21 protein-coding genes and 1 pseudogene are annotated in these 23,166 nt (G+C 73.0%); 9 read left to right on the top strand and 13 right to left on the bottom strand.

The features are described from left to right. Nucleotides 1-66: 66 nt before the first annotated feature. From ACZ58V_RS22045 to ACZ58V_RS22060, 4 genes are all read left to right on the top strand, one after another. Nucleotides 67-1,158, top strand: a complete 1,092-nt coding sequence (locus ACZ58V_RS22045) for a universal stress protein (RefSeq protein ID WP_471291565.1) — start codon at nt 67-69, stop codon at nt 1,156-1,158. Nucleotides 1,159-1,253: 95 nt separating this feature from the next. Then, the gene (locus ACZ58V_RS22050; RefSeq protein WP_471291567.1) at nt 1,254-3,947 is read left to right on the top strand and encodes a bifunctional acetate--CoA ligase family protein/GNAT family N-acetyltransferase; all 2,694 of its coding nucleotides are present in this window, start codon (nt 1,254-1,256) and stop codon (nt 3,945-3,947) included. A gap of 39 nt (nt 3,948-3,986) precedes the next feature. After that, nucleotides 3,987-4,724 (top strand): CBS domain-containing protein, encoded by a 738-nt coding sequence (locus tag ACZ58V_RS22055; RefSeq protein WP_471291764.1) that lies wholly within the window; start codon nt 3,987-3,989, stop codon nt 4,722-4,724. Between the two features lie 14 nt (nt 4,725-4,738). After that, nucleotides 4,739-5,233: a flavodoxin domain-containing protein gene (locus ACZ58V_RS22060; RefSeq protein ID WP_468199411.1), complete on the top strand. Its 495-nt coding sequence runs from the start codon at nt 4,739-4,741 to the stop codon at nt 5,231-5,233. Between the two features lie 107 nt (nt 5,234-5,340). On the opposite strand, the pseudogene ACZ58V_RS22065 reads toward ACZ58V_RS22060, so the two are convergent. After that, a pseudogene (locus tag ACZ58V_RS22065) lies at nt 5,341-6,240 on the bottom strand (PEP-utilizing enzyme); the annotation flags it as partial. A gap of 331 nt (nt 6,241-6,571) precedes the next feature. Between ACZ58V_RS22065 and ACZ58V_RS22070 the strand changes: the two are divergent. Beyond that, nucleotides 6,572-7,597, top strand: a complete 1,026-nt coding sequence (locus ACZ58V_RS22070; protein WP_471291569.1) for a 6-phosphofructokinase — start codon at nt 6,572-6,574, stop codon at nt 7,595-7,597. Nucleotides 7,598-7,672: 75 nt separating this feature from the next. On the opposite strand, the gene ACZ58V_RS22075 is transcribed toward ACZ58V_RS22070, so the two are convergent. Next, on the bottom strand, nt 7,673-8,560 hold the full coding sequence (locus ACZ58V_RS22075; protein WP_471291571.1) for a universal stress protein: 888 nt from the start codon (nt 8,558-8,560) through the stop codon (nt 7,673-7,675). 85 nt (nt 8,561-8,645) lie between these two features. After that, entirely contained in the window at nt 8,646-8,771 is a 126-nt protein-coding gene (locus tag ACZ58V_RS22080; RefSeq protein WP_471291573.1) for a hypothetical protein, read from the bottom strand. A gap of 262 nt (nt 8,772-9,033) precedes the next feature. Here ACZ58V_RS22080 and ACZ58V_RS22085 point away from each other — a divergent pair, with 262 nt between their 5' ends. The 4 genes from ACZ58V_RS22085 (at nt 9,034) to ACZ58V_RS22100 (ending at nt 14,135) form a co-directional block, all read left to right on the top strand. Then, nucleotides 9,034-9,906, top strand: coding sequence for a universal stress protein (locus tag ACZ58V_RS22085; protein WP_471291575.1), 873 nt, complete (start codon nt 9,034-9,036; stop codon nt 9,904-9,906). A gap of 82 nt (nt 9,907-9,988) precedes the next feature. After that, nucleotides 9,989-12,823: a cation-translocating P-type ATPase gene (locus ACZ58V_RS22090; RefSeq protein ID WP_471291577.1), complete on the top strand. Its 2,835-nt coding sequence runs from the start codon at nt 9,989-9,991 to the stop codon at nt 12,821-12,823. After that, nucleotides 12,820-13,479 carry a potassium channel family protein gene (locus ACZ58V_RS22095; RefSeq protein WP_471291579.1) on the top strand — a complete coding sequence of 220 codons (660 nt, stop codon included), beginning with the start codon at nt 12,820-12,822 and terminating at the stop codon, nt 13,477-13,479. Before ACZ58V_RS22090 ends, ACZ58V_RS22095 begins: the two co-directional genes overlap by 4 nt. Next, complete coding sequence (locus ACZ58V_RS22100; RefSeq protein ID WP_468199397.1) at nt 13,476-14,135, top strand: potassium channel family protein; 660 nt, start codon at nt 13,476-13,478, stop codon at nt 14,133-14,135. The genes ACZ58V_RS22095 and ACZ58V_RS22100 overlap by 4 nt, the downstream gene beginning before the upstream one ends. Nucleotides 14,136-14,292: 157 nt before the next feature. Here ACZ58V_RS22100 and ACZ58V_RS22105 read toward each other — a convergent pair whose 3' ends face one another. The 10 genes from ACZ58V_RS22105 to ACZ58V_RS22150 all read right to left on the bottom strand — a co-directional run bounded on the left by ACZ58V_RS22105 (nt 14,293) and on the right by ACZ58V_RS22150 (nt 23,158). Next, on the bottom strand, nt 14,293-15,168 hold the full coding sequence (locus ACZ58V_RS22105; protein ID WP_471291767.1) for a universal stress protein: 876 nt from the start codon (nt 15,166-15,168) through the stop codon (nt 14,293-14,295). A 100-nt stretch (nt 15,169-15,268) separates the two neighbouring features. Beyond that, nucleotides 15,269-15,880 (bottom strand): V-type ATP synthase subunit D, encoded by a 612-nt coding sequence (locus ACZ58V_RS22110; protein WP_471291581.1) that lies wholly within the window; start codon nt 15,878-15,880, stop codon nt 15,269-15,271. Further along, on the bottom strand, nt 15,877-17,280 hold the full coding sequence (locus tag ACZ58V_RS22115; protein ID WP_468199391.1) for a V-type ATP synthase subunit B: 1,404 nt from the start codon (nt 17,278-17,280) through the stop codon (nt 15,877-15,879). Before ACZ58V_RS22115 ends, ACZ58V_RS22110 begins: the two co-directional genes overlap by 4 nt. Then, nucleotides 17,277-19,040, bottom strand: coding sequence for a V-type ATP synthase subunit A (locus ACZ58V_RS22120; protein WP_471291583.1), 1,764 nt, complete (start codon nt 19,038-19,040; stop codon nt 17,277-17,279). Before ACZ58V_RS22120 ends, ACZ58V_RS22115 begins: the two co-directional genes overlap by 4 nt. After that, nucleotides 19,037-19,567, bottom strand: coding sequence for a hypothetical protein (locus tag ACZ58V_RS22125; RefSeq protein ID WP_471291585.1), 531 nt, complete (start codon nt 19,565-19,567; stop codon nt 19,037-19,039). The genes ACZ58V_RS22120 and ACZ58V_RS22125 overlap by 4 nt, the downstream gene beginning before the upstream one ends. Beyond that, the gene (locus ACZ58V_RS22130) at nt 19,564-19,797 is read right to left on the bottom strand and encodes a hypothetical protein (protein ID WP_471291587.1); all 234 of its coding nucleotides are present in this window, start codon (nt 19,795-19,797) and stop codon (nt 19,564-19,566) included. Before ACZ58V_RS22130 ends, ACZ58V_RS22125 begins: the two co-directional genes overlap by 4 nt. Further along, nucleotides 19,794-20,210 carry an ATP synthase subunit C gene (locus tag ACZ58V_RS22135; protein ID WP_468199381.1) on the bottom strand — a complete coding sequence of 139 codons (417 nt, stop codon included), beginning with the start codon at nt 20,208-20,210 and terminating at the stop codon, nt 19,794-19,796. The genes ACZ58V_RS22130 and ACZ58V_RS22135 overlap by 4 nt, the downstream gene beginning before the upstream one ends. Beyond that, nucleotides 20,207-21,706, bottom strand: a complete 1,500-nt coding sequence (locus ACZ58V_RS22140; RefSeq protein WP_471291589.1) for a V-type ATPase 116kDa subunit family protein — start codon at nt 21,704-21,706, stop codon at nt 20,207-20,209. Before ACZ58V_RS22140 ends, ACZ58V_RS22135 begins: the two co-directional genes overlap by 4 nt. Next, nucleotides 21,693-22,655 (bottom strand): V-type ATPase subunit, encoded by a 963-nt coding sequence (locus ACZ58V_RS22145; protein WP_471291591.1) that lies wholly within the window; start codon nt 22,653-22,655, stop codon nt 21,693-21,695. Before ACZ58V_RS22145 ends, ACZ58V_RS22140 begins: the two co-directional genes overlap by 14 nt. Further along, nucleotides 22,655-23,158 (bottom strand): hypothetical protein, encoded by a 504-nt coding sequence (locus ACZ58V_RS22150; RefSeq protein WP_468199375.1) that lies wholly within the window; start codon nt 23,156-23,158, stop codon nt 22,655-22,657. The genes ACZ58V_RS22145 and ACZ58V_RS22150 overlap by 1 nt, the downstream gene beginning before the upstream one ends. Nucleotides 23,159-23,166 lie beyond the last annotated feature (8 nt).

A 23,166-nucleotide genomic window follows, 5' to 3' on the forward strand; every position in this document is an offset into this window, starting at 1 on the left:
CCCGTCCGACCAGGGCACGACGCACTATCGTGAGGGAAGGAAGGCGCCTGATCCGGGTGCGTCCGCGTGAGCCGGTCGGAGGCGGCGACGAGCGGGGAACGGCCCGGTCGATCCGAGCAGCACCTGCCCAAGCTGCGGCTGGACGAACTGCTGGACGAGCTGCAGGCGCGGATCGACGCGGCGCGGGGTGCCCAGGATCGTGTGCACAGCCTGCTGGAGGCGGTGCTTTCCGTCGGCCGGGAGCTGGATCTGCCCCAGGTGCTCCGGCATATCGTCGAGGCGGCCGTGGTGCTCGTGGACGCCGAGTACGGGGCCCTGGGAGTCATCGGCGACGACCGCATGCTCTCCGAGTTCCACACCGTCGGTATCAGCGACGAGCGGCGGGCCCGGATCGGGACCTGCCCAGCGGGCACGGCATCCTGGGCGAGCGAGCACGCGTCCGGTCGCCCGGCTGAGGTGCTGTGCGAGGCCGCGAAAGGCGCCGAGCTGCTCGTGCTCGGCTCGCGGGGCCTGAGCGGGATCGGCGGGTTCCCGGTCGGTTCTGTCGGCCTGGCCGTCGTGGCGCACGCCGAGTGCCCCGTGGTCCTGGTCCGTGCCGGTGAGCAGGCGGCGGACGAGCACGAGAAGGACCCGACGGGAATCCCGTCGGCCGCCACCCGGTATCGGCCGGTCGTACTTGGACTCGACATCGACCACCACGATGCCTCGGTGATCGAGTTCGCCTTCGACGCGGCGGCCCGGCGCGACACCGGCCTGCGGGCCGTGTACGGGTGGAACCTGCCTGCCTACTACGTCGACGGCCCGACCACCGACCTGGCACGGTACGACCAGGTCGCCCGCCGGCACGCCTCCGCCCTTGCCGAGGTACTGACCTTGTGGAGGCAGGAGTACCCGTCCGTCGAGGTGGTCGAGGAGTCCCGTTCGGGCAGCGCGGCGGGCCACCTGATCGACGCCTCCCACCGGGCCTCGCTGGTCGTCGTCGGACGGCGGATCCGCCGCCACCCGTTCGGGGTGCACATCGGCTCCGTCACACATTCCGTCCCGCACCACGCCACGGCCCCGTCGCCGTCGTCGCCCACGACTGACACACCAGCGAAGGAGCTGCTCAGGTGGGCGGCAGCCGCGCGGCGTACCAGGGACGAACAGCGGGCGCTGTAGGGCCGAACGGTCCCCGGGCGACCCCGGACAGCCCATGCGACGCCTCCTCGATCCGCTGGATGCTCGAAGTGTCGAGAGGCCGGGAGGAGACCACCATGACGCACGACGTGCTCGACCGGCCCCCAGCCCACGCCCTGCTCGCGGACGGCACCACCGTGTGCATGCGTCCCGTGCGGCGGGAGGATCACCAGCGGTTGCGGGACTTCTACGAGGGCATGTCGCCGGAGAACCTGCGTCTGCGGTTCTTCGCGGCGAGCCGCCGTTCCGCCGCGATGGCTGCCGACCGGGCCTGCCCCCCGGTACGGCCGGGCTACCGGGCCCTGCTCGCCGAGGCACAAGGCCGGGTGATCGGTCTCGCCGAGTACGACACCGGCGGGGAAACGGAGACGGCCGAGATCTCCGTCGCGGTCGCGGACGGCCTGCACCATCGCGGCGTGGGCACCCTGCTCGTCGAGCACCTGGTCTCCGCGGCCCGCGCGGACGGCGTCACCACCTTCACGGCCGACGCGCTGAACGAGAACCACAAGGTGCTCCGGCTCTTCGCGGATCTCGGTCTGCGCACGGCCCGGCACTTCGACGGGCCCGAGGTGCGCTGCACCATCCGGCTGGACCAGGACGACGCCTACCTGTCGGCCGTGGAGGAGCGGGGCCGGGCCGCCGACGTGGCCAGCCTCCGACCGCTCTTCCGGCCGGACGGGGTCGCCGTCGTCGGGGCCGGGCGCAGGCCCGGGTCGGTGGGCCGGGCGATTCTGCACCACCTGAAGACGGGCGGCTTCCCCCGGCGCCTGTCTGCCGTGAACCCCGCCGCGACCGCGATCCTCGGAGCCCCCTCCTACGCATCGGTCGGCGCCTTGCCCAGGACTCCTGACCTCGTGGTCCTCGCCGTGCCCGCCGCCGCAGTACCGGCCACCGCCGAGGAGTGCGGGAAGGCGGGAGTACGGGCTCTCCTCGTCGTCACCGCCGGACTCGACGCCGACCAGGCACGGGCGCTGATGGCCGCCTGCCGTGTGTACGGCATGCGGCTCGTCGGCCCGAACTGCCTGGGCATCTCCAACACGGACCCACACGTCAGTCTCGACGCGACGTTCGCCGCCGGCCACCCGCGCCGCGGCACCGCGGGCGTCGCAGTGCAGTCCGGCGGTGTCGGCATCGCGCTGCTCGACGGGCTGTCCCGCCTCGGTATCGGTGTGTCGTCCTTCGCCTCCCTCGGCGACAAGTACGACGTCAGCGGCAACGACATGCTCCAGTGGTGGGAGAGCGACGGCCGCACCGACCTTGCCCTGCTGCACCTGGAGTCGTTCGGCAATCCGCGGGCGTTCTCCCGTACGGCCCGGCGCGTGACCCGTCGTATGCCGGTGCTGACCGTGGACGCCGGCCGTACGGAGGCGGGCCAGCAGGCTGCCGCCTCGCACACGGCGGCGGCCGCGACCCGGACCATGACCCGGCAGGCGCTGTTCACCCAGGCCGGCATCACGGCCTCCCGCTCGGTCGGTGAACTCCTCGAAACGGCCGCCCTGCTGCATGCCCAGCCGCTTCCGGCGGGTACCCGCGTCGCCGTCGTCACCAACGCGGGCGGCGTCGGCGTTCTGGCCGCCGACGCCTGCTCGGAGGCCGGGCTTGTGCTGCCGTCGCTCGGCGGCGAGCTGACGCATGACCTGCACGTCGTGCTGCCCGACGGTGCGGTTGTCGGCAACCCGGTGGACGCGACGGCCGCGGTGACGGAGGAGCGGCTGAGTGAGTGCGTCGACCGGCTCATGCGGTACGGAGGCATCGATGCGGTGCTCGTAGCCCTGGTGCCCACCGCGGTGGCCGCGGCGACGGGGGACGACCTGGTGCGTGCTGTGACCGGCGCGCCGGGACGCTGGGGCCGGCCGATCGCCGTCGTACGCCTTGAGCAGGATGTCCCCGTGACCCTGCTGCCCGCGGCAGACGGCGGCACGATCCCCTCGTACGCCGAGCCGCAGGCCGTTGCACGGGCGTTGGCCCACGCGGCGCGCCGTGCGGCCTGGCTCGCGCGGCCGGTCGGCACCGTCCCGGAGCTGGAAAGCGTCGACACCCGGCGCGCGCACGAGATCGCCGAGGCCTGCCTCGTGGCACAGCCGGAGGGCGGCTGGCTCCACCCGAGTACCTGCGCCGAGCTCCTCGACTGCTACGGCGTTCCGCAGATCCCATGGGCCTGGGCCGAGTCCGAGGACGACGCCGTCCGCGCGGCCCGGCGACTGCGCGATGAGGGTGGCCGGGTGGTGATGAAGGCGTACTGGCCGGGCCTCGTGCACAAGACCGAGGAGCGTGCCGTCCACCTCGACCTTGAGGGTGACGCCCAAGTGCGTGGCGCCTTCAGGGACTTCGACACGCGCTTCGGTGACCTGCTGACCGGCGTGGTCGTCCAGCCGTTGGCCGCGCGCGGCACCGAGTTGTTCGCCGGTGTCGTGCAGGACGAAGTCTTCGGACCTCTCATCCTGTTCGGGCTCGGCGGCACCGCCACGGAGATACTGGCCGACCACGCCGCCCGGCTCGCGCCCCTCACCGACCACGACGTGCATGACCTGATCACCTCCCCGCGCTGCGCACCACTGCTGTTCGGCACGCGCGGCAGCCGGCCGGTCGACCTCCCGGGGCTGGAGCAACTGCTGCTGCGCCTTTCGCGGATGGCGAGCGACCTGCCGCAGCTCGTGGAGGCCGACTTCAACCCGGTCCTGGGGACACCCGGCGCGGTCACCGTCCTCGACGCTCGGGTTCGCCTGCTGCCGCGCCGGGCCCAGGACCCCTATCTGCGCCGACTCCGCTGAGTCAGCCGCGTCGGCCGAGCCAGCCGAGGAGGAACCATGATGAAACACAACAAGGTCGGCTCCGTGATGACCATGGACGTGGTTCGGGCGGAGTACGGAACACCGTTCAAGGAGGTGGCCCGGCTGCTCACGGACCATCCGATCAGTGGACTGCCCGTGGTGGACGAGGACGACCGGGTCATCGGCGTCATCACCGAAACCGACCTGATGGCCCACCAGGCAGCCGGCCCTGCCCCGCACGAGCCGCACCGCCGCCTCCGGTTCACCGTGCTGACGCCCGCCGCCCGGCGACGGGCCGCGAGGGAGACGGCGCAAACCGCCGGTCGGCTGATGAGCGCGCCTGCGGTGACCGTGCACGCCGACGACGCCATCGTCACGGCCGCGCGGACCATGGCCCAGCGGCGCGTGGAGCGGCTGCCGGTGCTCGACGAGGAGGACCGGCTGGTCGGCATCGTCACCCGGCGCGACCTGCTCCAGGTCTTCCTGCGCCCCGACGCGGAGATCCGCACTGAGGTGATCGACCAGGTCCTCGCACGCGCGCTCTGGCTGGCCCCGCGCAGCATCGACGTCACCGTGACGGAGGGAGTGGTCACGCTCGCCGGCCGGATGGAACGCAGGAGCGAGGCGGAGATCGCCGTCGTCATGGCCAGGCAGATCGACGGCGTGGTCGCGGTCGTCGACGAACTCACCTGGCGCCTGGACGACACGCGGCCGCGGCCGCGGCCGGACGAACAGGTATCGCACGGTGCGGCCGACGACTGGCCGCGCGGACTGTGAGAGGAGGCCCCATCATGCCCCCGAACGTGCTGGTCGCCTACGGAACTACGAACGGATCGACCGCGGAGGTAGCCGAGACCATCGCCGACGTCCTGCGCAAGAGCGGGCTGGCGGCAGAGGCACGTCCCGCAGGGTCCGTGCCGAGTGCGGCGTCGTACGACGCTGTCGTGGTCGGCGGAGGGCTGTACGCCGGACGGTGGCACAAGGACGCCCGCCGCTTCGTCCGGCGCCACGGCAAGGTTCTGGCCGAACGCCCGGTGTGGTTCTTCAGCAGCGGCCCGCTCGACCCCTCGGCCTCGGAGCGAGACATCCCGCCGGTGCCCGGGGTGAAGAAGGCCATGGTCCGGCTCGACGCCAGGGAGCACATCACCTTCGGCGGCTGCCTGCAGGAGGGGGCGAAGGGCTGGGTCGCCCGGATGATCGTCCGTAACGGAAAGGGCGGGGACTTCCGCGACTTCGGCCAGATCGAGGTGTGGGCGGCCCGGATCGGTCAGGAGCTGACGAGTTGAAGGAAGGGAGAGGCGATCCGGCGGTCCGGCTGCCGCGGTCGCCTCGCGGGAGGGCGAAGCCGGGCCTCGGCTGCTGCCTCCACAGGCCGATGCCCTGCGCTCCGAACCTGCGCTCCGAACCTGCGGGCGCGGGTCGCGTCCTCGGGTGTGTCGGCGTTGGCTCGTACCCCCAGACGGCGTAGGTCATCGGCGAGGTGCAGAGCGCCGGCCACCGCGTCGACCACACCGGCGGTGCGCTCACCGGTCTCCAGGTATCGCATGACCGCGGAGTCGACCAGCGGGACCGCTCCCGTGTACACGGCGCCCGCGGAGCCGTCGACCGAGATCACCGTGCCCTGCTCGACGAGGGTCCCGTCGTGCGTGGTGAAGCGCCGGGCCGCGGTGTCCACGGCGAGTTCCCCGGCGCCGCAGACGCAGACCTTGCCCATGCCGCGTGCGACGACGGCCGCGTGCGACGTCTTGCCGCCGCGGCTGGTCAGCACGGCCTGGGCGGCGACCATGCCGGGCAGGTCGCCGGGGGTGGTTTCCTGGCGTACGAGCACCACCTTCTCGCCGGCCGCGGCCCGCCGTACGGCCTCGGCGGAGTCGATGACTGTCGCGCCGGGCGAGGCCGGGACGCCGTGGGCGAGCGGGTCGCCGGTCGCGGAGGTGTCGAAGCGCGGGAACATCAGCCGTGCGAGGCCGTCACCGCTCACTCGCGCCAGCCCCTCCTGCGGGGTGATGAGCCCTTCACCGGCCAGCTCGGCGGCGATCGTGAACGCGGCCTCGGCGGTGCGCTTGCCCACCCGGGTCTGCAGCATCCACAACGTGCCGCGTTCGATGGTGAACTCGATGTCGCACAGGTCCCGGTAGTGCCGCTCCAGCGTGCGCTTGTGCGCGCGCAGTTGCCGGTACGAGTGGGGGTCGAGGCGCTCCAGCTCGGCGAGGTACACGGTGTTGCGGATGCCGGAGACAACGTCCTCGCCCTGCGCGTTGGGCAGGTAGTCGCCGTACAGGCCGGGGCGTCCACAGCGTCGGACGGTCGTCCTGGTGCAGGCAGGTGCCGCCCGACCCTGCCGGTGGGGCCGGTCGGCCCATCGACGTGGCCGGGTGGCCGCAAGCCTCGGCATCGTCACGAGCGGCCTACCACCTGCTTTCGCGGACGCGGCCGGGGTGACGACGGGTGCCGACCTGACAACAGCCCACGAGCGAGCCGTCAGGACCCGGCGCCCGTCGAGTGGCCACTGCGGATCGAACGGGGGGAGGCTGGAAGGAGGCGGTCCATGTGCCCCCGACAGCGGTTATCGATCACCGAGAAGGCCGCGACCAGGTGGGGGATCAGCGGATGGGAGAAAGCCCATGAGGGTCGGAGTCCTGACCGGCGGCGGTGACTGTCCCGGCCTCAACGCCGTGATCCGCAGCGTCGTCCGTAAAGGCGTCCAGGAGTACTCCTTGGACTTCGTCGGGGTGCGGGACGGATGGCTCGGTTTGCTCCAGGGTGATGTCATCCCGCTGGGCATCTCCAACGTGCGGGGGATCCTTCCCCGCGGCGGGACCATCCTCGGCTCCTCCCGCACCAACCCGTTCAAGCACGAGGACGGGCTGCGACGCGTGCAGGACACCCTTGCCACGCACGACGTGGACGCGCTCGTCGTGATCGGCGGCGAGGACACGCTCGGCGTGGCCACCGAGCTGAGCCGGCAGGGGATCCACCTGGTCGGCGTACCGAAGACCATCGACAACGACGTCTCCGGCACCGACTACACCTTCGGCTTCAACACCGCCGTCGGCATCGCCACCGAGGCCATCGACCGCCTCCACACCACCGCCGAGTCACACATGCGCACCCTGGTGGTGGAGGTGATGGGGCGGCACTCCGGGTGGATCGCGCTGCACGCCGGCGTCGCGGGTGGCGCCAACGTGATCCTCATCCCGGAGCGGCCGTTCGACATCGATCAGGTCTGTGAGCAGGTGAAGAGCCGATTCAAGATCAACTATGCGCCGATCGTCGTGGTCGCCGAGGGTGCGGTCCCCAAAGCGGGACAGATGATCCTCAAGGACCGGACGCTGGACGAGTTCGGCCATGTGCGATTGTCCGGCATCGGAGAGTGGCTGGCCCAGGAGATCTCGGAGCGTACGGGCAAGGATGCCCGTACCACGGTACTGGGCCACATCCAGCGCGGCGGCACCCCGAGCGCGTTCGACCGTTGGCTGGCCACGCGCTTCGGGCTGCACGCCATCGATGCGGTCAAGGACGGTGACTTCGGCGTCATGGTCGCCCTGCAGGGCACCCGGATCGTCCGCCTCCCCCTCGCCGATGCCACAGAGAAGACCAAGCTGGTCGATCCATCGCTGTACGACGAGTTCGAGGCGTTCTTCGGCTGACCGGCCCCGGCGGCCCCCCGGGTCACCTAACAGCCACAGGATCTGGCGTTCGGACACCAGACCTCGGGCCGGCCGTCATCCGGCGTACGGTACGACGGCCACCGGGCAGCGGGAGTGGTGCAGCACGGCGTGCGTGACGGGGCCGAGTCGGCCTTCGGCCGCCTGGGGATCGGCGCGTCGGCCCACGACGAGCAGAGTGGCGCCCCGGGACGTGTTCAAGAGCGCTTCCGCGGGATGGAGCAGCAGGACATCGGCGCGGACCGTCACACGGGGGTACTTGTCCCGCCATGCGCGCAGCGCGTCGGAGAGCTGCAGGACCTCCTGATCCTCCCAGGTAGCGCGGTCCTCCTCGGTCACCACCAGAGTCCGCGGGGAGACGGCCTCGGCGGGAAACGCCCAAGCCTGCACCACCCGAAGGAGTGATGCGCGTGCCTCAGCGGCCGAGAACGCGTAGTCCGCCGCCTCACCGACCGGGCGATGCGCGTCGTACCCCACCACTACATGTGCAGCTTCGCGTGCCGCTTGCGTCACTTCTCCGAAGGCGCCGGGCCGTTGGGGGACCAACACGACAGGGCACGGCGCTGCCGCGGCCATCCGCAGGGCCACCGAGCCGACCGCGAGGCCCTCGAACCCGCCCGTCCCCCGTGTACCGACGACAAGGAGCCCGGCCTCGCCGGCTGCGGCGAGCAGTGCCTCGGCCGGGGCACCATCGGACTGCTCGCCCCGCACATCGAGGTCCGGGTAGCGGTCCCCGAGGTCGGCGACCACCTGCTGGAGCATCCGCGTACCCATGTGACGCAGCCTGTCCAGGGCGGGGCCGGGCACGGTCGTCCCCGGAAGCGGTGGTGAGGCGTGGAACAGACGCAGCGGAACGTCCCGCAGCGCGGCCTCCCGTGCCGCCCAGGCCGCCGCCGCCGAACTGTTCTCCGACCCGTCGATACCCGCCAGCACAGGCTGACTCATAGCGTCCTCCTTCGCCCGGCCTGCACCTCCGCCCGCGTCACACGGCCCGTGCCTCCTGTCTTCCACTGTTCCACGGCAGGACCGCTCAGGCGCCCGGACCGGATGCGCCGCGCAGGCCGGCCTCGCGCGTCGCGACCTCCACCGCGTCCAGGCTCGATGGTGAGCCGTCCACTCCCACCACCACCGGGTTCGCCACGACACCCTCTCTCACCCACCGTCGGCCATCCGGCATGTCGCTCGGGTCGGCCGGCGTCAGGCGCGCCGCCTCCCTCCTTCCAGCCTTCACCCGCCAGTGCAGCCCCGCATCGTGCGGCCGACTCGGGGCCCCCTGTGCGGCCACTGGGCCTGGCGCCGTGGAGAGCCGAGCCACCGGCCACACGCCCGCGAAGCCGTGGCGTGGCGTCAGTCGACGGCAAGGGTGAGGCTGGAAGGGCAGGAACGGACGGACAGCGCGGAGATCTCCTGGAGGTGCCATGACCGGTGCGGGCGGGCGTCGGCCGATCGTGGTGGGCGTGGACCCCGACCCTTCGAAGCGGCTGGCCCTGGCCTGGGCCGCCGACGAGGCGGACCGACGGGCTTTGCCGCTGCGGCTCGTCCACGCCCAGGGCGTGCCTACCGGGGGATACCGGTCGGGGGAGGCGCGGCCGTCCTGGGAGGAGTGGAACCAGGCACTGCACGGCCTGGGTGATCAGGTACTCAAGGAGGCGGTCGCCTTCGTCGAGTCCCGGCGGCCGGTGGTGGAGGTGTCGACGCTGCTGGCGGAAGGAGAGCCGGCGTGGGTGCTGCGCGACGAGGCGCGCGGCGCCGCCCTGGTCGTGGTGGGCTCCCGGCACCTGAGCAGGCGCCAGGCGATGTTCTCCTCCGCCTCCGTGGTGCTCCCGCTCACCGCCCATGCTCCGTGCCCGGTCGCTGTCGTACCGGAGCCGGAGCACGTGACCCAGCAGCCCGCGTACTTCGTTGTCGGCGTCGACGGCAGTCCGCACGCGGCCGCGGCGGTGGACCTGGCGTTCCAGGAGGCGGCTCTGCGCGGAGCACACCTGCGGGCCCTGTACGTGTGGCATCCGCCGCTCCTCGGTGTCCTGGACGAGGACGCCGCGGTGCGGGAGTGCCGCCGTGTGCTGTCCGAGACGGTGGCGGGCCGCACCGCGACGCACCCGGAGGTGGAACTGCACCACGAGGTCGTCCGCGGACACCCCGTGCAGGTTCTGACGGACGCCTCGGAACACGCCCTGGGCCTGATCGTGGGAACCCGGGGGCACGGAGGCTTCACGGGCATGGTCCTCGGCTCGGTGAGTCAGGGAGTACTGCACCACGCCCGCTGCCCCGTCATCACGGTCCCGGCGTGAGGCGGCGGACCGCCTGGGGCCTCCACGCGACCCGGTCAGTGACACCGGCGACGAAGACGCCGTCCCCGGACGGGACCGGGTGATGTGCACCGGTGCGGACCCGCTGGTACCGGGCGGAGGGAAGGACGACGCGGTCGGCGCCGCGTCCGGCGCCGCGTCCGGTGCCGGTCCGCGTCCTCCGCTCCCCGAACTCCCCGCCGGTGAGGTCTTCGCCGCGCTCGGCACCTCACGGCGCGGCCTGCCGACGGCTCAGGCCTGGGCTCGCCTGGACGAGTACGGGGCCAACGAACTGCCGCGTGCGGGGCGCCGCGCCGTGTGGCGGCAACTGGGAGCGCAGTTCACGGACCTCTTCGCAGTGGTGCTGATCGTCGCCTCGGGGATCACCTTCCTGGCGTACACCCTGGAGGAGCCGCGCGACGTGGCTACCCTGCAGCTCGCGGTGGCGATCCTGGGCGTCGTGGCGCTGAACGCCGCGATCGGCTTCGCCCAGGAGTACTCGGCCGAGCGGACGGCTCAGGCGCTGGAGGCGATGGTGCCCCACACCTGCCGGGTGCTGCGCGGCGGTGAGCGGATGGAGCTGCCGGCCCGGGACGTGGTGCCGGGCGACGTCGTGGTGCTGGAGGCCGGCGACGCGGTGCCGGCGGACTGCCGGATGGTCGAGGCGCACGAGGTGGCCGTGAACAACGCGCCGCTGACCGGGGAGAGCAACGCCGTGGGCCGTGCGGCGGACCCGGTGGCGGCCGGACCGCCGTTGGAGGCCCGCAACTGCGTGTTCATGGGGACCGACGTCGTCGCCGGGTCCGGGCGGGCCGTGGCCTTCGCCACCGGCGCGGCGACCGAGTTCGGGCGGATCTACCGGCTGGCCGCGGCAGCCCCGCGGCAGAAGACCCCGCTGCAGCTGCAGGTCGCCTCCATGGCGCGACGGGTGGCGGGGACGGCCCTGGCGATCGGCGCGCTGATGTTCGCCGTACGGCTTCCCACCGGCGAGTCCGTGGTGACCCTGTTCGTGTTCGCGCTCGGTGTGATGGTGGCGCTGGTACCGGAGGGGCTGCCCGCGACGCTGTCGGTGTCGCTGGCGATCGGCGTACGGCGGATGGCGCGCCGCCACGCCCTGATCAAACAGCTGCTGGCGGTGGAGGCGCTCGGGTCGACCACGGTCGTGTGCACGGACAAGACCGGGACCCTCACCCAGGCGGAGATGACCGTCACCCAGGTGTGGGCGGGGGGTGCGGCGCACCCGGTGAGCGGCGTGGGGTACGCCCCGAGCGGTGAGGTCGCCGACCCGGCGTCGGTGCGTGAAGTGCTGCTCGTCGCGGGCCTGTGCTGCAACGCCCGGCTGGTTCCGCCCACGGGCCCAAGGGAGCACTGGCGGGTGCTCGGCGACACCACCGAGGGCGCGCTGCGCGTCGTCGCGGCCAAAGCCGGGCTGGACCTGGGCGCGGAGGAGGGGGCGGCGCCACGGGTGACGGAGTTCCCTTTCGACTCCGCCCGCAAGCTGATGACCACGGTGCACAAGACGGGCGAGGGCTACCAGGCGTGCGTCAAGGGAGCGCCGGGGGAACTGCTGACGCGGTGCACCCACGTGCAGAAGGAGGGACGGCGCGGGCCGCTGACCGTGCAGGACCGGGCGGCGGTCGTCGCGGCGAGTGACGCGCTGGCGTCCCAGGGCCTGCGGGTGCTGGCCGTCGCGCGGCGGGAGCTGGACGGGCCTCGCCCTGCGCAGGACGAGGCGGAGTCCGCGTTCACGCTGCTGGGACTGGTCGGCATGCTGGACCCGCCGCGCCCGGAGGTCACCGACGCGGTCGCCGCCTGCCGCAGGGCCGGCATCCGGATCGTCATGGTCACCGGCGACCACCCGCTGACCGGGGAGGCGGTGGCCCGCCGGGTCGGTATCGTGCGGCGGCCGGACCCGGTCGTGGTGACGGGCGCGCGGCTTGACGCCATGGACGACGAGGCGCTCGACGCGCTGCTCGCCGAGCCGTCCGAGCTGCTGCTGTGCCGGGTCAGCCCCGAGCACAAGATGCGCGTGGTCACCGCCCTCCAGCGGCGGGGGGAGGTGGTGGCGGTCACCGGGGACGGCGCGAACGACGCCCCGGCGCTCAAGCACGCGGACATCGGCGTGGCGATGGGGGCGTCGGGCACCGACGTGGCCCGGGAGGCGGCTTCGATGGTGCTGCTGGACGACTCGTTCGCGTCCATCGCAGCGGCGGTGCGGCTGGGCCGGGCGGTCTACCAGAACATTCGTAAGTTCCTCGTCTACCTCTTCAGTCACAACATCGGGGAGCTGGTCCCGATCCTGGCGGCAACGTTCGCCGGGTTCCCGCTGGTGCCCATCAGCGCGGTGCAGATCCTGGCGATCGATCTGGGATCCGATGTGCTGCCCGCCCTGGCCCTGGGGGCGGAACCCCCGGAGCCCGACGTGATGGACCGCCTGCCGCGCTCCCGCCGGGAACGGCTGTTCTCGGCCGCCGTGGTGGGACGGATCCTGTTGCTGGGCGGCATCCAGGCGGTCTGCGTGACCGGCGTGTTCTTCTGGCACGTCGGATCCTCGGGCATCCCGTTCGACGACTTCACCGAGGACACCCTCGTCTACCAGGAGGCGATCACCATGGTCCAGGCGGGGATCGTGCTCAGCCAGTTCTTCAACGCGCTCGCCGTGCGGACCGACCGCCAGAGCATTCTCAAGGTGGGGCTGCTGTCCAATCCGGCCCTGCTGGCGGCGGGCGGCTTCGGTGTCGCTCTCATGGCCGCGATCAGCTACCTGCCGCCGCTGCAGGCCGTCTTCAACACCGCCCCGCTCGACCCGGCCGACTGGGCGGTCCTGGCCGGGCTCGGCACCCTGCCCCTGCTCGCGGACGAAGCCCGCAAGGCGTGGCTGCGACGCCGCGCCGACCGCCGGAAAGGAGCCCCACGGTGAAGGTGATCGTCGTCGGCTGCGGACGGGTGGGCGCTGCTCTCGCCGGTCTGCTCGCCGCGGAAGGGCACGATGTGCAGGTTGTCGACCGGCGTCCCAAAGCGGCCCGGCGGCTGCCCGACAGCCCGCGTATCCGCTTCCACGAGGGCAACGGCTACAGCCGCGCGGTGCTCCGGACCGCCGGGATCGAGCACGCGGACGCCTTCGTGGCCGTCACCTCCGGGGACAACAGCAACATCGTCTGCGCACGGACGGCGAAGGGGACCTACCGGGTGCCGATAGTCCTCGCCCGCGTCTACGACCCCCGGCGTGCCGACATCTACCGCGAACTCGGCATCCCCGCCATCGCCAGCGTCCGCTGGACCGTGCATCAGATCCACCAGATGCTGCTGCACCGCCACCTGAGCCCCGAACTCAGCTTCGGCAACGGAGAGACCCTGCTCATCCGCTCCGATCTGCCCGACTACCTCGTCGGCCGGCGGCTGACGGAGTTCGACGTCGACGGCGAGATCCGCGTGGTCGAGGTCACCCGCGCGGGCCGCTCCCTCATCCCCGCGCACAGCACGCTCGCGCAGGCCGGCGACCTGGTCACCTTCGCCGTCGCCGCCACCGCGCTCGGCAGGCTGAGCGGCTTTCTCGACAAGGAGCTGGGGACGTGAACGTGCTCATCGCCGGTGCGGGACGCCTCGGCACCCAGATCGCCCAGGTGCTGGCTGCGGCCCGCAACGAGGTCACGCTGATCGACAGCGACGACGACCGCGTGGCCGAACTTCAGGGCCGCCTCCCTGGCGTGCGGCTGGTCGCCGGGGACGCGTGCGAACCGGCCCTCATGGAATACGCCGGTGCGCTCACCGCCGACTTGGTCGTCGCCACCACCGGTGACGACGAGGACAACCTCGTCATCAGCCTGCTCGCCAAACGCAACTTCTCGGTGGCCCGCGTGGCTGCCCGGATCAACGACGCCGACAACGCCTGGCTGTTCGACGCGCGATGGGGTGTCGACGTCGCCGTCCCCGCCGCCACCCCGCTGATCTCTCTCATCGAGGAGGCCACCGGGGCCACCGACACGGTCGCCCTGCTGCGGCTCAGCAAGGCCGGCGTCGACGTCATCGAAACGGCCATCACCCCGCAGTCCAGGGCGGTGGGCCGCACTCTGGGCGAGGTCCGGCTGCCCGAGGGAACCGTTGTCGCCACGATCGTCCGCGACGGACAGCCCACCGTGCCGGATCCCGCGATCTCGCTCCAGGCGGGGGACGAACTCCTCCTCGTCTCGCACTCCGCGACCGAGCAGGAGATCCACGCGGCCTTCCAGTGAGCCGGGCCCGGAGTATCCGGCACGGTCACACCTCGGTGTTTCGATCCACCCAGCGCCGGCTGCCCAGGCACCGACTGCCGACGGGCTTGCGTCGGCCGGCACCGCGGCCGACCGCGTCGGCACTCACCGCTGCGCCTCAGCCCCGTGACCGGCGCCCTCAGTGACCCCGCACCACAGCCACCGGGCAGTGCGCGTGGTGAAGCAGGGCCTGGCTGACCGACCCCAGGAGCAGCCCGGCGAAACCACCGCGCCCCCGGGCACCGACCACCACCAGCTGAGCGGACCGACTCGCCTCGATCAACGACTCCCGCGTCCCGCCGTGCACCACTTTGTGTTCCACCGGCACACCCGGATAGCGCTCCTGACGGCCGGCGAGCGCCTCGGACAGCAGCCGTTCCTCCTCTTCGGCCAGCGCTCCCGGCGGGTTCGCGTACGGCATCGCCGGGTCCTGCGGCGCGGGCATCGGCGCGTTCCACGTGGTCCAGGCGTGCTGCGCCACCAGCGGCGCACTGCGCAGGGCGGCCTCGGCGAAGGCGAAATCAACGGCCTTCTGTCCCGCGGCCGAGCCGTCGACACCCAGCACAATCGGACCGTGGGCGTGCGGCTGCTCGCGTACCACCAGGACCGGACACGGGCCGTGCGCCGCCAGATGTACCGCCGTCGAGCCCACCAGCAGTCCGACGAACCCGCCCATGCCCCGGGACCCGACCACCACCAGCTCGGCGGCACGCGACTGTGCCTCCAGAACCGTCAACGGCTCGGCGGTGACCACGACGTGACTGGTATCTACGTCCGGCGCCACCGTCCGCGCCCGCTCGACCGCCTCCGTCACCACGCGATCGACCATGTTCCGCAGCCCGCCCTCCGGCGGCCCCAGAGGCGGCGGCTCCAAGGGCACGTGCGTCGCGGGCCAGACGAACGCGTGCACCACCCGCAGCCCGGCCCCCCGCAACCGTGCCTCCCGCGCCGCCACCTCCACCGCGGCGAGACTCGACGCCGAACCATCCACGCCCACGACCACGAGACCACTCACCATGCCTCCCTCAGACAAAACCGTTACCTCTCACCTTCAGGTTCACCCGGGCCGCGCCCCACCGCCTCGGGACCGAGCGGAGCAGTGAGGCGTGGCGCTGTCACTGTCCGGCAGCCCATCGCCGCCGGACGCTGTCCTCGTGTTCGGTCTGTTCCAGGGCCAGATCGGCCCGGTCTAGCGCCTCCCGCAGGCGGGGGATCCAGTGGCGTCGCAGGGCACGGGCCCGGTGCCGGGTGCTGACGACCTCCGCGCCCACGAGCTCGGCGGCGGCGTGTGCGGCCGCGTACTCGGCGGCGGCACGCGCGGCACGGCCGTAGGCCGCCTCGGAGTGCACCAGGGCCGTGTTGGTGGGAGCGGCGGCGGTTGGCGAACGGGCAGGTACGGACACGGTGACCGACGCCGGATGGCGTACCCCCATGGAGACGGTCCACTGGACCGTGATCTCGGCGGGGCCGATGCCCGCGGCGGCCGAGTCCAGGGACTGTTCCCCGCCCAGGAGCAGTCCGCGCAGCAGCCAGCTCTCGGCCTCGGCCAGCAGGTCCTGCCAGGCGTGAGTGGCTGCCTCCTCCGCGCGTAGCAGCCGCTGGTGCTCGGAGCGGAGGATGCGGAGCTTCTGCTCCAGCAGATCGGCTCCGCGCTCGGCGACGTCGAGGCTGTGCCGCAGCCGCAGTCGTCCCGCACGACCGGGCGGCGTACGGCGGGTGCCGGTCATGGAGACGCCTCCGTGTCCGAGGCGTCCTTCGCGCCATGGGCATCGAGGAGGCGGGCGGGGAGCATGGAGAGCTGGCTGCGGGGCAGGGTGAGCAGCGCCCGCCAGCCGCGTTCCAGCGAAGTGGCGAGGTCACGCGGTTCGTCGCTGCGCTGGTCGGTGAAGTCCCGCAGGAAAGCTTCCTCGAAGGCCAGGTAACTGCGGTCGGTGGAGCTCAGGGCCGCCTGACCGACCAGGTCCGCGAGGTCGCGAACCTGCCGGGCCCGGGCCAGGGCGGCCAGCAACTGGGCCGCGACGTCGAGGTGGTCGTCTCGGGTGCGGCCCGGGCCCGCGCCCTTGCGCATCAGCCGGGAGAGGGAGGACAGGGCGTCCAGCGGCGGGTACACGCCGCGCGCCTGCGTCCCGGGCGAGAGCACGATCTGGCCCTCGGTGATGTAGCCGGTCAGGTCCGGCACGGGGTGGGTGATGTCGCCCGCGGGCATGGTGAGCACTGGCAGCACGGTGACCGAGCCGGGGCGGCCCCTGACCCGTCCGCAGCGTTCGTACAGAGAGGCCAGGTCGCTGTAGAGGTAGCCGGGGTAGGCGCGGCGGGCGGGGATCTCCCCGCGGGCGGCGGAGACCTCACGCAGGGCCTCGGCGTACGTCGTCATGTCGGTCATCACGACGAGGACGTGCCGTCCCTCGGTGAAAGCGAGGTGCTCGGCGACGGTGAGCGCGATCCGCGGAGTCAGGATCCGCTCGATCACCGGGTCGTCGGCGGTGTTCAGCAGCAGGACCAGTTCTCCGGCGGCGGACCGTTCCTCCAGGGCGGCGCGTACGAAGGAGGTGTCGGCGTGGGTGAGACCCATTCCCGCGAAGACGACGCTGAACGCTTCACCGCCGACGGTGGCCTGTGCGGCGATCTGGGCGGCCAGTTCCAGATGCGGCAGCCCGGCCACGGAGAACACCGGCAGCTTCTGCCCGCGTACCAGCGTGGTCAGCGCGTCGACGGCCCCGACTCCGGTGAGCACCGCCTCGGACGGCGGCTCGCGCCGCACCGGGTTGATGGGGGCGCCGCCCACGTCGGCGTCGTGGGAGCCGAGAACGGGCGGGCCGCCGTCCAGGGGCGCGCCCCGGCCGTTGCAGACGCGGCCCAGCCAGTCCGTGCCGACCGGGACGCGCAGGGGACTGCCCGAGAAGGCTGCCCGGACACCCTCCGGATCCATGCCCGCGGTGCCCTCCAGCACCTGGAGGACCGCCAGGTCGCGGTCGGCGTCCAGGACGACGCCGTGGCGCCGTTCGCCGGAGGCGAGGGTGACGCGTACGTACTCGTCCCAGCCGACCCCCGAGACGCCCTCGACGATCACGATCGGCCCCCTGAGCTCGCGCACCGTCGTGTACTCGATCCCGCCGGACAGACTCATGGCGGCACCTCATCCAGCCTGGCGAGCATGGCGTCCCGGCACGCCATCGCACCGGCGCTGTCGTGCGGGCCGGTGTCCTCCCTGGCGCGCAGCAGCGGACCGAAGTCGAGCTCCTCGACCGAGGCCGCCGGGACGCCGGAGTCCACCAGCTCGTGGCAGCGGCCGGCGACCGCTAGGACGGCGTCGGCCAGCGCGGCCGTCTTCCCCGGCCCGCAGTACGCGTCCCGCTCCGACAGGGCGCTCTGCTGCAGCACACCCTCGCGGACCAGCCTCCCTGCCAGCACGCTGATGCGTTCCCGTGCGGGCAGGGCGGCAATGCCGATCAGGTCCACCAGATCGGCCAGCCGGTCGGCCTCCGCCAGCACCACCCCCACCCGTTCGCGGCGCCGGGCCCACGCCGGATCGCCGGCCAACCGGTGTCCGGCGGCCAGCACTGGCACGTCGCGAGAGAAGGATCCCGCCCAGGACACCGCCGGGTAATGGCGGGCGTAGGCGAGGTCGCGGTCGAGGGTCCACAGGCAGCGGACGGAGCGTTCGGTGTGCGCGGTCACCGGTTCCGTCATGTCGCCGCCCGGCGGGGACACCGCGCCGATCACGGTCACCGAGCCGCGGTCCCCACCGAGGGTGGTCACGGCGGCGGCCCGCTCGTAGAAGGCCGCGATGGCGGACGCGAGTCCGGCCGGGTAGCCCTCCTCGGCGGGCAGCGCGCCGGTACGTGAGGCGAACTCGCGCAGCGCCTCGGCCCACCGGGAGGTCGAGTCGGCGATGACCACCACGTCGAGGCCCATGTCCCGGAAGTACTCGGCGACCGTCACCCCCGTGTGGACGCTCGCCTCCCGGGCCATCATCGGCATGTTGGAGGTGTTGGCGATCGTCACGGTGCGGTCCGCGAGGCGTCCGCCCGTGCGCGGGTCCTGGAGCTCCGACAGTTCCGTGATGACGTCGGCCATCTCGTTGCCGCGCTCCCCACAGCCGACGTAGACGATGACGTCCGCGTCGCACCATTTGGCGATCTGCTGCAGCAGCACCGTCTTGCCGGTGCCGAAGCCACCGGGCACCGCCACCGTGCTGCCCCGGGCCACGGGGAAGAGCAGGTCGATCACCCGCTGGCCGGTGTTCAGAGCATCGTGGCTGTCGACACGCTCCCGCACCGGGCGCGGTCGGCGCACCGGCCACACAGCGCCGACCGTCACCTCGGTGCCGCCCACCACGGCCACCGCCGCGTCGCGCGCATACTGCCCCGCGACGGCGATCTCCTCGGCCGTGCCCCGGCAGCCGGGCGGCGCGAGGACCTTCACCGGCACCGGCTCCGCGCCGCGGATCTCCCCGAGCGCCTGCCCCTCGGCCACCCGGTCGCCTTGCGCCACCAAGGGCGAGAATGACCAGGTACGTTCCTCGGCCGCTGCTCCTCGCGCGCCGGGCAGCAGCCAGTCACCGGCATCGGCCAGAGGTCGCAGCAGACCGTCGAAGATCCCGCCGAGCAGTTCTGGACCGAGCCGCACCGACAGCGGACGACCCTGGGGCAGTGCCGTCTGCCCCGGAGCGATGCCGCCGGTGTACTCGTACGCCTGAACGGTGACCACGTCACCGCTGATGGCAACGACCTCGCCGGGGAGCCCGGCGGGCCCGATCGAGACCTGGTCGTACATCGCGATACCGCCCGTGTATTCCATCTCGACCAGCGGGCCTGTGACACGCAGGATCCGTGAGGCCGACTGCCGGCCGGTCGGCCGTCGACGCGTCTCAGCGGCTTCCGTCACGGCTCCCACAGGCTCCGCACCTCCGCTCCCATGAGGTCCAGCGCGCGGTGGGCCAGCGCGGTCAGCGATAGGTCGACCCGCCTCCCCGGTGCCCGGGCCACGATGCCTCCCTCGGTGTGTTCGCTCACCTCGGCGGCGGGGCCGAGGAGGACGCGAGCCCGGAGTTCCAGCCGCTTCCGCAGGGACACGTAGCCGTCGGTCCCGCGCAGTTCCCCGGCCCGTTGGGTGGCCTCCCGGCGCAGTTCCTCATATGCCTCCCGGCGAGCGGCGAGCGTGCGGGACCTGGCCTCGCGCCGGGACCTGACGAGGAGGTCACGACAGGCGTCCGCGCCGTCGGCCTCGCCCTGGCGGCGGGCCTCGTCGAGGATGGTTTGGGCCTGGGCACGCGCCTGATCGAGCAACGTGGCGGTCTCACGCTCGGTGCGGGTCAGGAGCGCTTCCGCGTCGGCGTGAGCGGCCCGCAATAGCCCCGCCCGGACCGGGTGGAGCGCGTCGTCCGTCGTCTGGCCGGGGGCCGGGGTCGTCATGGCGGCATCACGGCGGTCAGCGGGCGGCGACTCCCGGGCGTCGCGGGGTCCGGTCTCAGTGCCTCGGCCGCGGCAGGGGTGAGGATCACCAGGTCGATGCCGTCCGGCAGGCCGCGCCAGACCCGGTGTACGGCCTCGGCGTCGTCGGCCACGAGGACGATTGCTCCGGCCAGGGCCAGACCGGCCACCCGGGCCCGCTCTCCGAGAGCGGCGACACGTCCCATGGTCATGCCTTCCCGATGAGGATGACCGCGACGACCAGCCCGTAGATGGCGATGCCCTCGGCCAGGCCGACGATGACCATCGCCCGGCCGAAGAGTTCCGGCCGTTCGCTGAGCGCGGCGAGGGCCGCCGCACCCGTGTAGGCGACGGCGATGCCCGCCCCGATCGTCGCCCCGGCCACCGCGATCGCGGCGCCGATCAGGGCGGCGGATCCGGAGCCGGAGTCCTGTGCCGCCGTGGTCGCGGCCTGCGCCGATCCGCCGCCGAGGGCCAGGGTCAGCACCACGGTGGCGGCCACCAGCAGCACGGCGTCGGCGCCGACCATCCACCACAGGGCCTTCCGGCCCGAGCGCCGTAGCACGAGGCGTACGGCGACGAATCCCGCCACGATGACGGGCAGGGCCAAGAACCAGGTGATCACGAGTACTCCTCCCTCGCCGGGATGTGCCGGACGGCCCCCGCCGCTGTGGGCGGCCCCGCGGCAGTGGCTGAACCCGGGGTGTGCTCCACGGGCAGGTGCCAGGGCCTGAAGGGGCGGCCCTCGCCCTCGAAGAGCCGGGAGAACAGCTCGTAGAACTCCAGCCGGAGTGCCTGAACGCCCGCCACCAGCGCCTCCAGGGAGAAGGCCAGGGCGTTGCCGAGCAGGAAGACGAGCACCGCCGCGACGATGCCTGCCGGGCCCCGGCCCGCCAGCGCCGTCGTACCGTCCCAGACGATCGCGCCGAGCGCCGCATGCGTCAGGCCGAAGGCGGCGAGCCGCGCGAAGGACACGACGTTCGAGCCGATCCGGACCACCGCGTCGAACAGTTGGATGCCGGTCTGCACGGCGCCGCCCGGACCGCCCGCCGTGCTCGCGTACAGTCCCACCCCGGCCAGAGCCAGGCCGGCGACGGCGATCACGGCCCCCACGACTCCGTAGACCAACGGGCCGAGCCAGACATACACGGCGACGACGGCGAGACCCAGGTAGAGCGCCGCCCCGGCGATCCCGGTCGTCGTGTACAGAGCCGCAGCCGGTCCGCCCTCCCGCCACCGGTTCGCGATCCCCGCCGCGTAGGCCAAGGCCAGCAGCACAGCGCCGAGCCCGACGGCGGCGGCCAGCAGCCGCATGGGTTCCTCCAACGGCTCCAGCCACAGCACGGGCAGCACCCCGGTCGGGCCGAAGAACTCGCCGTACGCCACCCCGGCCAGCGTGGCGGCCAGCCCGGCCCCGGCGACGAAGGGCCACAGCGGACGCAGCGCCGCCAGACGGCGGGGCCGTCCCGCTCGCAGCAGGAACGCGATGGCGACCAGCAGCAGCCCGTGCCCGGCATCGCCGAACATCAGGCCGAACATCACCACGTAGACGGTGCCGGCGGCCATGGTGGGGTCGAGGTCGGCGTAGGGCACGGTCCCGTACGTGGTGACCAGGGGCGTGAAGGATCGGCGCACGGGCGTCGCCGCAGATCCCGGGGGCCCTGGGCCCGCTCCGGTCAGCAAGGTCGGCGGGTCGACACCGCGCGGGGTCCGCAGCGGTACCAACGCGCCTCCGGCACCGGCGACGCGCGCCGCCGTGGCGCCCACCTTCGTTTCGGGGCACCAGCCAGCCAGTGCCGCGACCGCGCCGTGCCGGACCGCGCTGCCGAGCCGTTCCTCCAACTGTGCCTCGCCCGCCAGCAGGTCCGTGCGGCCCTCGTGCTCCAGGGCGTCCAGGTCGGGGAGAGCCGCACTGAGCGCGGGGTGTGCCGGCTCTGCCCGCAGCCGCTGGAGGCGCGTCGCCGCCGGCCCACGGACGTCCGGCCCGCCGTCGCCTGCCAGGTCGATCTCGACGCAGCCCGCCTCGGCGATCCGTACCAGGCTCTCCCGCAGCGCCTGTTCGGAGGCCACGACGGCCACCCTGCGCATCCGGACCGGTACCGCTGCCTCAGCCCGGATCATCGAGCACCTCCACGGGCCAGTCCCCGGGGCCGCCGCCCCGGGCGGCCAGTTCCAGCGCGCCGCGGGTCCGCCACGCGTCGGCGGACAGCAGTGCCACGGCCCCCACGACCGGCTGCGGCCCGAAGTGGGACCGGTGCAGCAGGTCGTGGCCGTCCCGGTCGACCGCTTCCCACCACCGTGCCTCCGCTCGCCACAGGTCCGACGCCTCGTCGACGTCGTCCAGCAGCCACCTCGCGATGGCCGGAAGCGCCTGCCGGAAGTCGACGTACGAGCCGGCGCTCACGGCCCGAGCCCCGAGCAGGCGGGCCGCCCTGCGGGCTGAGACGTCCGGCAGCCGACGACCGACGAGGAACACCTCACGGCCGAACAGCAGGGCGAGTCGGGCCGCCGCCCAGCGCGCCGCGTCGGGAACGGCGTCGGCGAGCCGTAGGGCGGCGGAGATCCGCATACCGGTGGCGACCGCGGCCGGGGAGTCGTCCCCGGGGTCGCCCCAGGCGGAGGCCGCCAGCGCGGTGCGCAGCTCCAACGGCGTACGGCTGCGGGCCAGTCGTGTCCAGGCGATCGCCAGGGCGCCCGGCCGATAGGGCGGGGGAGGGTGGGGGAGGTGGGTGTTCGGCGGTCGAGGGCCGGACGCGAAAGCCCTCAGGTGGTGTTCGGTGTTGGAGATCTCGAACCCCGAGGCGAGTGCCCGTATGGCGTCCGCTCCGGTGGCCGGTTGCCAGCCGGCGAGGACCCGCAGATGCCACAGCAGCGTGGCCGAGACCGCCCGCTGGGCCTCGGCCGGTGTGGCGCCGGGGGTGACGTCATGCCGGTAGGGGGTGGCCGCCAGGTAGCGCAGTGCGTCATCGAGGGTGGGGGAGGCGGCCACGTCCCTGACGCCCTCGGCTCCCAGGCACCTGGTCCTCAGGGCGCGTGCCCGGGTCACGCCCGCTACCCATCCGGCGCTCATCACGGACCCCCCTCCTGCGGCCGCCGCCCCTGGCCGAGAGGCATGTGGCCCTGCGCCGGTGGGGGAGATGCCTGCTCCGCCGCGATGTCCTCCAGCACCAGCGCGACCACTCGGTCGGCGAGCGCGGGCGTCCGGCTTCTGGCGCGGTCGCGTACGGCGACGGCCTCGCGTGCTGCCTCGGCGAGCAGCGCCGCCGCCTCGCTCTGGGCGGCACGCAGCACCTGCTCGGCGGTGCGCGCCCGTACTCCGCCGGCCTCCTCACGCGCCTCGGCCACGATCACCTCGGCCTGCCGTTCGGCTTCCCGCAGGTCCGACGCGGCGGCCGCAGCGGCCCGCTCGCGTACCGTCCGGGCTTCGGCCTCCGCCTGTTCGAGCAGGGCCAGAGGCGGCGTGAGTTCCGCGCGGAGTTCGGCGGAACGGTCCGCGGGGACACCACCTGGTGCGGCCCGGCCCGGCGACACCGTCGGCCGGAACCGTGCCAAGAAGTCCCGGAAACCCGTCACGAACTCTC

The organism is Streptomyces sp. NPDC040589 (genome assembly GCF_055594445.1).

Excerpts from the sequence above, each read along its gene's own strand:
- ACZ58V_RS22050 (WP_471291567.1), top strand. The coding sequence starts at position 1,254 with ATGACGCACGACGTGCTCGACCGGCCCCCAGCCCACGCCCTGCTCGCG.
- ACZ58V_RS22055 (WP_471291764.1), top strand. The coding sequence starts at position 3,987 with ATGAAACACAACAAGGTCGGCTCCGTGATGACCATGGACGTGGTTCGG.
- ACZ58V_RS22060 (WP_468199411.1), top strand. The coding sequence starts at position 4,739 with ATGCCCCCGAACGTGCTGGTCGCCTACGGAACTACGAACGGATCGACC.
- ACZ58V_RS22070 (WP_471291569.1), top strand. The coding sequence starts at position 6,572 with ATGAGGGTCGGAGTCCTGACCGGCGGCGGTGACTGTCCCGGCCTCAAC.
- ACZ58V_RS22075 (WP_471291571.1), bottom strand. The coding sequence starts at position 8,560 with ATGAGTCAGCCTGTGCTGGCGGGTATCGACGGGTCGGAGAACAGTTCG.
- ACZ58V_RS22085 (WP_471291575.1), top strand. The coding sequence starts at position 9,034 with ATGACCGGTGCGGGCGGGCGTCGGCCGATCGTGGTGGGCGTGGACCCC.
- ACZ58V_RS22090 (WP_471291577.1), top strand. The coding sequence starts at position 9,989 with ATGTGCACCGGTGCGGACCCGCTGGTACCGGGCGGAGGGAAGGACGAC.
- ACZ58V_RS22110 (WP_471291581.1), bottom strand. The coding sequence starts at position 15,880 with ATGACCGGCACCCGCCGTACGCCGCCCGGTCGTGCGGGACGACTGCGG.
- ACZ58V_RS22115 (WP_468199391.1), bottom strand. The coding sequence starts at position 17,280 with ATGAGTCTGTCCGGCGGGATCGAGTACACGACGGTGCGCGAGCTCAGG.
- ACZ58V_RS22125 (WP_471291585.1), bottom strand. The coding sequence starts at position 19,567 with ATGACGACCCCGGCCCCCGGCCAGACGACGGACGACGCGCTCCACCCG.
- ACZ58V_RS22130 (WP_471291587.1), bottom strand. The coding sequence starts at position 19,797 with ATGACCATGGGACGTGTCGCCGCTCTCGGAGAGCGGGCCCGGGTGGCC.
- ACZ58V_RS22140 (WP_471291589.1), bottom strand. The coding sequence starts at position 21,706 with ATGATCCGGGCTGAGGCAGCGGTACCGGTCCGGATGCGCAGGGTGGCC.
- ACZ58V_RS22145 (WP_471291591.1), bottom strand. The coding sequence starts at position 22,655 with ATGAGCGCCGGATGGGTAGCGGGCGTGACCCGGGCACGCGCCCTGAGG.